Below are 6,970 nucleotides of genomic sequence, written 5' to 3'. Positions count from 1 at the left end.
TATTCTTGTTCCCCCCAGAATTGGGGGGCTAGGGGGGCAAAATTCAGTATCAAAAAACTTTTCAGATATCCTCTTAGAACGGGTTGACCTCGCCATGAAAGCTGCACGGTCACAAATGACCATAATGGAACAAGCTTTAGCCCTTGCTACTGCCTTAATTAACGAACAAAATGCTCAAATATAGGCTTTATAAATTGCTGATATTGGATTAAAATTGCCGGAAAATTGTCAATACAGGTTAAGTTATTTTACAAGTTAAATAGCCTTCAAATTAGGCGATGATTGTTTAGCAATCCCAGCAAAAGTAACAGCGTTTAAAGCACAACAAAATTTTTCAGATTATCGCAAAATATAAAAATTAGCAGGAGATAATTGGTCAACGATCAAGGAATAATTACTAGAAGCTTTAGCAACTTATGAGAGCTGGGGTGAATAAAAAGTTAAAGTTGATATTTATAGCAGTCGCCAGGGCAGTTAGGACATGACAAAAGTCTCAAAGCTAAGTATAGCAATAGTTTTACTTCTGACTTCTGACTTCTGACTTCTGCTATACCTCTATGAAAGATTAGTTGATAAAGCGATCGCTACTCTAGATAATAGTTATTATGATTCCGATGGACTGACTCACAGGGTTATGGATGCAGCCATAGAAATCAATCCGGATTGGGTAATTCGTAATGCTTGTCGTCGCGCCGAGTCAATTATGGATGCAGGAAAAGCAAAATACTATTATGAAGCAGTAGAATGGCTGAAAAAAGCCCGTGATGCTTATCTTGCCTCGGGGAGAGAACAAGAATGGTCAGATTACCGTACTAAATTAATAACTGTTCATGGCCGAAAACGCAAACTAATGGGGTTAATTAAATCCTATTTATTATTAGGTTAATTAACAATTGCCTTTTGAATTTAGCAACGCCCCAAATAGCTTTTCCGCTACTGGGCTACTTGGCTAACCTGACTTGCAACTCCAGGCAATTCCGACCATTGACCTGTAAGCGATACTCCACCCGATCCATTAGTCGATGGATAATTAGCCAGCCATAGCCATTTTCCTGTAAATCATCTGGATTTGGTTCTGTATAAGTGGATGGATCAAATCCTTGACCATAGTCCCAAATCTCCAGAGCAATATCCCGTTCTTTGAGTTCTAGGCAAATCAAGACCGGTAAATTCGGCTGATCGCGATGAGCATGACGAACTACGTTAGAGTAAGCTTCCACTAACACCAATCGCAAACGATTGGATAGACTAGGCCAATCAACACGATTTCCGAGTTCAACCTGCAAAATCCCTAGAAACCAGTTTTCGACAATGCTCAAAAACTTCAGGTCACTCGGTATCTGTAGTTCTGTTTTCATCCACTACAATACCTCCAGAGATACTAGGGTTTGGTCGTCTTCCTGAATCGGGTTGGTACGCTCTCGAATCCGAGCTAATAAATGACTCAGGTCAAAGGGAGCAGGTTCCTGAAGCAGAAGCTGCCAAAGACCCGATGACTCAAGCCTAGAGCTGGTGCTGGTTGACCCATGGGATGAAGAACCTGTCACTGGATTCACTGGATTCAGGGTTGCTTCCGTAATTCCATCACTTGTTAGTAGCAGGATGGTACCTGAATTTAATCTTAAATGTCCTGACTCCGCCTGCCAATTTGGCAAAATGCCCAAGGGAATACCCCGAACCTGGAGGTAAGTCGGCTCTGGAGTTTTTGACTCTGAGTGTTGTTGGACTACTTGGTGATGAGACCAAACCATAGGATAGCTATGACCAGCATTAGCATAAACCAACTGTTGCTTGTCAGGGGTATAACGAGCCAAGACCAGGGTAATAAAACAGTTGGTATGATAGAGGTCATCTGACATGGTGTGGTTAAGATTTTGGATCACTGTTTTTGGGTCTGGGGATGTTTCTTGAGCAAGTTCCCGTCGTAACATCGACATGGCACTGGTCATAAATAAGGCAGCAGGTACCCCTTTACCGGACACATCTCCAACTGCTAGCCATATATCTCCTTGGGGATGAACATACACTTCAAAAAAATCCCCACCAACCTGTCGCGCTGGGGTGCAGTGAGCTTGCACTCGCACCTGTTCCATCTCTGGCCAACTCTGACGCAGCAAATTATTCTGAATCTGGCGAGCTACATCTAGTTCATCCCGCATCTGCTGAGCCTGTAACTGGGTGCGTTGGAGTAGTTTTGCCTGAGAAATCGCTAACGCTGCTTGTTTAGCAACGGCTTCTATCAGCTGGATATCTTCTTTATTCCAAGACCCCTCACTCCCTTGCTGGTAGAGACACAACACCCCTAAGATCTGTTGTTGGTCTGGTAAGGGAACGATCAACTGCACCGAATTCTGATCATCCCTTGTTTCTTGCCACGACTTAGTCTCGGGTTTATCTAATACCTGTTGTATCATCAAATCAGTATCAGGGATATGAGGTGTCTTGCCATCCCCAGAAACCTTGTAGGTGAAACATTCTGGTGTGAGTTGGTTGAACTCTACCGGTCGCAGGATACAAGCCGTAGCATCAAAGGCTTGACCCATGGTGGTCACTACCTTTTGCAGTAGATTACTATAATCTAGGGATTCTCGAATTGCCGTTGTCACCATATTGAACAATTCTTCCCGTCGTAAGGCCCGAGAAAGTTCCCTGGTTCTTTTTTTTAGCACTTGGTAAGTTTCCGCAGCTTGTCGCACCACTGCTTTTAGTTCCTCACCCTGCCAAGGCTTTGTGATGTACTTATAGACCTGACCTGAGTTAATTGCTGCCACCAAATCTTCTATATCTGTGTAGGCAGTCAACAGGATGCGAATCGTATCTGGAAAAGGCTCTACTGTCCTGCTCAAGAATTCTGTGCCATTCATCCCTCCTAGGCGCTGATCTGAGATAATAATCGCCATCTCTCCTTCGGTGTCCAAAATATCTAAGGCGGTTATGGCATCATTAGCTCTGAATACTTGAAATTTTCGGCGGAAGGTTCTGTAAAGTAGATCTAAGTTGTCAGACTCATCGTCTACTACCATCAATTTCAGTTTGCCTTGATTTCCCTGACTCATCAGTAATTGTGGTTTGGTAAGGGGAAAACCGAAAACCCCTGTGATTTTAGGCATGGGCAGGAGGCTTTCCCCTTTGAGTTTAGCTTGGAGTTTCTGTATGTCCCTAGAGTCCACTGTTGGCGAAGTCGCCATTAAGCAAAACCTCGAACAGTTTCTCCTAGTGCTGTCGGTGTCTTTGAGTGTGGCAACCCTATCTCGAATTTTTTCCTGGTTCCGTAAAATTCCTTACACCCTATTACTGGTAATTGTCGGGTTAGCCTTGGCCTTTGTGGATGTCCGACTGGTTAACTTATCACCAGAACTGATTCTGGAAATTTTCCTACCCCCCCTACTCTTTGAAGCCGCTTGGAATATCCGCTGGCGCGACTTACGACGGGATTTGGTCCCCGTGAGTCTATTTGCGATCGTTGGGGTGATTATTTCCGTAGTTGGCATTGCCTTTGCCATCAATCAGCTGACAGGACTACCCCTGACCATTGCTTTATTGGTTGGAGCCAGTCTTTCTGCCACTGACCCAGTTTCGGTTATTGCCCTATTTCGGGAATTGGGTGCGGACAAACGCCTCAAAACCCTGATGGAGGGGGAAAGCCTATTTAATGATGGGGTAGCAGTGGTTGCTTTTAGTTTATTAGTCGGACTACCCCTAGGACTAGAAGAATTTTCCATTGCCACTAGTGTTGCCCGTTTCTTAGGGTTTGTGGGGATTGGGATTGGCATCGGTTGCATCATTGGTTTTGGCATTTCCTACGCCACCCAACGCTTTGATTTACCCCTGGTGGAGCAATCCCTGACCTTGGTTTCTGCTTATGGCACTTATTTAATTGTGGAGGAACTAGGGGGATCCGGGGTGATTGGGGTAGTGACCGTTGGGGTGATCTTGGGCAATTTTGGCTCCCGCATTGGTATGAACCCCCGTACCCGGTTGATTGTCTCTGAGTTTTGGGACTTCTTAGCCTTTTTTGTGAACTCGATTGTCTTTCTACTGATTGGTGACCAAATAAAGATAGCTAGTTTAGGGCAAAATATTCACTTAATTGGGGTTACTATCTTGGCTGTACTACTGACCAGAGCGATCGCAATTTATGGTTTGGGCGCATTCAGCAATATCTTGGCCAACTCTCAAATTGGTTGGCGGGAACAAACCGTCCTATGGTGGGGTGGCTTGCGAGGTTCCGTTTCCATTGCTCTGGCCTTAAGTGTGCCAGTTGTCTTAGAAGGACGACAAGATATTATCGAAACTGTGTTTGGCGTGGTACTGTTTACCCTGCTAGTCCAGGGGTTAACCACTCGATGGTTTCTCGAAAAGTTAAATTTAATTGGTGACCAACCCCTACGTCAGCAATATTCTGAAGTTCTTGCCCGTCGCATCGCCCTGAATCGGGTCAGAAATTATCTTGAAGAGGGCTTAAACACCACAGAAATCGATTCCGACCTGTGGCGCTATCAAACCAAACTTATCGATTCCCAACTGACAACGATTAACGATGAAATTGAGGAGTTACGGAGTAAGCACCCTGAACTCCAAACCCTTGACCTTGAGCAACTTCAAGAAACAATGTTAGATATTGAAGCTGATACCTACGCCGAATTTATTCGTTCTGGACGGCTCAATGAAAACCTTTCGCCGATTATGCAGCAGGTACTTATTGATGCAGATCAGAAAACTATTGATATTGAGAGTGTTACTTGACACTCCCCGCCCTGGAAGGACGGGGATTCTTGTTTCAACGAGGTGACTTGTTATCCCTTGCCGGAGCCAGGAAAAATAGAGGTCTCCTCTCCCCAAGCGTAGTTGGTCTTTGACCTAGGTTTCGGTGTGCCGGAGACGAAACCTTAGAAGAGTGGAGCCTTAATCATAAAGTTTTAACCAAAGGTGCGCTTTCCGTCGGCGAATTAAATTCGCCACGGGTCGCACCTCTTTTATGCATAGCCGACTAACCATAAAGGCGACCCTCTGAATACGGTAACTTCTAACCCCACCGTACCTTTTTTTTATATAGATAGATACTTTTTTTGATCTAATTTTTTCCTAGACGTTCAAGTCGTTAGACCCAATGGAGCAATATGTACGCTCTACATATTTTTTACTTTGCCTACTTATGATTAGATAGTATCTCTCTACTTTTAAAGTTTATTGTTTATGCTTTCATTATAGCACATCTCTTACAAACTTTCATTGAAAGCCGTCGAACGAAGGACGGGGCTTTAAACCCAAAATTTTCGGTAACTAATGTCAATGGCGGAAATATTGCCATCAATGGTGCTAACTTCGACATGTCAGCCAGTGAGTTACAAGCTGGATTGACCTCAGGAGAATCGATACCAGATGCAGTAGCTGGCAATATAACTATTAACGCCAAAGGCAATACCAATCTCAGTGACAGGAGTTTGATTGCTAATGATGTAGAAACTGGAGCGATTGGCAATGGCGGTTTCATAGAGCTAACCACTAGCGCCCTTACCATCACTGGTGGCTCAAGAATTCAAACCATTACCAATAGCAATGGGGCATCAGGAGATATTGAGATTAATGCCAATGGTGCCATTGAGATCTCCGGTTTTACTGAAGATGGTTTATTTAGCGGGATTCTAACTCGTTCCGCTGTTGACACTAGTGGCCCGGGAGGCAACATTACCATTAATAATTCCCAAGGGTCACTGAATCTAGCGAATCGGGGATTTATCGGTACAGTTACCAATAGTAGTAGTAATGGCGGTGCGATCGCACTCCATCTCAATAACTTAGTCCTTGACACTGGTGGACAGATTATCACCGCTACCACCAACCTAGGTAATGCTGGGGATATCACGATTAAGGCTAGCGAAAGTGTCACTATCTCTGGGGAAAGTCGGGATTTTCTCCCTAATCCTTTGTTGGAATTAGAAACCTTTGACCTAAATGCTCTGGAGTTTATTACTGAACCCAATCCCAACGTGGCGGAATCTGGACCTGGAGGAATTCCCTATGTTTCCATTGAACGGACTCCAGAACAGATTATTAATGGCACCACCGTATTGGGTGCAGCAGAAAATCAAATCGATTACTTCTCCTTCAGCATCACCACTCTTCACAGTCGAGCTATTTTCGACATCGACAATGGCTTTACAGGGGGAGACGGCAACGTAGATACCAAGATTTTCCTGTTTAATCAAGGCACAGGAGAATTATTAGAGGTCAATGAGGATTCTTTGACCGCTGATGGTGCCGGTGGAAGTTTACAAGTCTTTGGCAGTTTCACCACAGACTCCTTAATTGATACCACTATTACTGAGCCAGGGGTTTACTTAATCGGAGTCGGTGCCTTCCCCTCTGATGTTAGTAATAATGAATTGATCGAGGGCGCAACACCAGAAGTGGGGGACACTTACACCCTGCAAGTGTCTCTAGAAAACCTTGGCACAGAGGGAGTCTCGTTACCGGAAGACCGTTTCAATCCAGCTAACTTTAATCCTAATGTGGAAGCCAGGAGCGGCTTATTTTCAGAATCGATCGGCACAGGGGATGGTGGCAGCTTAACGATTAATACTGACAAATTGATACTGAACAATGGTGGTAGAATCTCCACCGATACCTTTGATGCTGGTGCTGGTGGCAATATTACCTTCAATGTCGGCTCATTGCTGGAAGTGAATGGATCAAGCTTAATCTCAAGCATTGTCCGGGGTAAGGGAAATGGGGGCAACCTCGTGATTGATACCAAAAAATTCCAGCTGAACGGGGGCTTGCAACAGCTAACTAAAATATCCACTTATCTACCATTATATCTTAAATTGTTGTAGATTATAGCTAAGCTGTTCGGCATTTAAATTGGTATAATAAAAATTAATAAATAACCCAATAATAGGAAATATGCCAGCAAAAAATTATCTGACACAAGAGCAAAAAACAATACTTCAAAAAGCCTTAAAAATAA

6 protein-coding genes are annotated in these 6,970 nt (G+C 44.0%); 4 read left to right on the top strand and 2 right to left on the bottom strand.

What is annotated here, in order from left to right; all coding sequences use genetic code 11:
• Together F6K20_RS18120 and F6K20_RS18115 are read left to right on the top strand one after the other, a co-directional pair.
• A partial coding sequence (locus F6K20_RS18120) for a hypothetical protein (RefSeq protein WP_287295562.1) occupies positions 1 to 184 on the top strand: 184 nt, incomplete at its 5' end.
• Positions 185 to 634: 450 nt separating this feature from the next.
• A complete protein-coding gene (locus tag F6K20_RS18115) occupies positions 635 to 886 on the top strand; it encodes a hypothetical protein (protein WP_008191693.1) in 252 nt (83 codons plus the stop codon).
• A 55-nt stretch (positions 887 to 941) separates the two neighbouring features.
• Here F6K20_RS18115 and F6K20_RS18110 read toward each other — a convergent pair whose 3' ends face one another.
• Both F6K20_RS18110 and F6K20_RS18105 read right to left on the bottom strand, forming a co-directional pair.
• Entirely contained in the window at positions 942 to 1,358 is a 417-nt protein-coding gene (locus F6K20_RS18110; protein ID WP_008191695.1) for an ATP-binding protein, read from the bottom strand.
• Between the two features lie 3 nt (positions 1,359 to 1,361).
• The gene (locus F6K20_RS18105) at positions 1,362 to 3,056 is read right to left on the bottom strand and encodes a SpoIIE family protein phosphatase (protein WP_044495852.1); all 1,695 of its coding nucleotides are present in this window, start codon (positions 3,054 to 3,056) and stop codon (positions 1,362 to 1,364) included.
• Positions 3,057 to 3,153: 97 nt separating this feature from the next.
• On the opposite strand from F6K20_RS18105, the gene F6K20_RS18100 reads away from it, so the two are divergent.
• Both F6K20_RS18100 and F6K20_RS18095 read left to right on the top strand, forming a co-directional pair.
• The gene (locus F6K20_RS18100; RefSeq protein ID WP_008191700.1) at positions 3,154 to 4,746 is read left to right on the top strand and encodes a Na+/H+ antiporter; all 1,593 of its coding nucleotides are present in this window, start codon (positions 3,154 to 3,156) and stop codon (positions 4,744 to 4,746) included.
• 584 nt (positions 4,747 to 5,330) lie between these two features.
• Positions 5,331 to 6,836 carry an autotransporter outer membrane beta-barrel domain-containing protein gene (locus tag F6K20_RS18095; protein ID WP_287295561.1) on the top strand — a complete coding sequence of 502 codons (1,506 nt, stop codon included), beginning with the start codon at positions 5,331 to 5,333 and terminating at the stop codon, positions 6,834 to 6,836.
• Positions 6,837 to 6,970 lie beyond the last annotated feature (134 nt).

The organism is Moorena sp. SIO2C4 (assembly GCF_010672485.1).
In the GTDB taxonomy this organism is placed as follows: Bacteria; Cyanobacteriota; Cyanobacteriia; order Cyanobacteriales; family Coleofasciculaceae; genus Moorena; species Moorena producens.
Note: the sequence above shows the minus strand (reverse complement) of the source record. Positions and strands in the feature narration are given on the sequence as shown.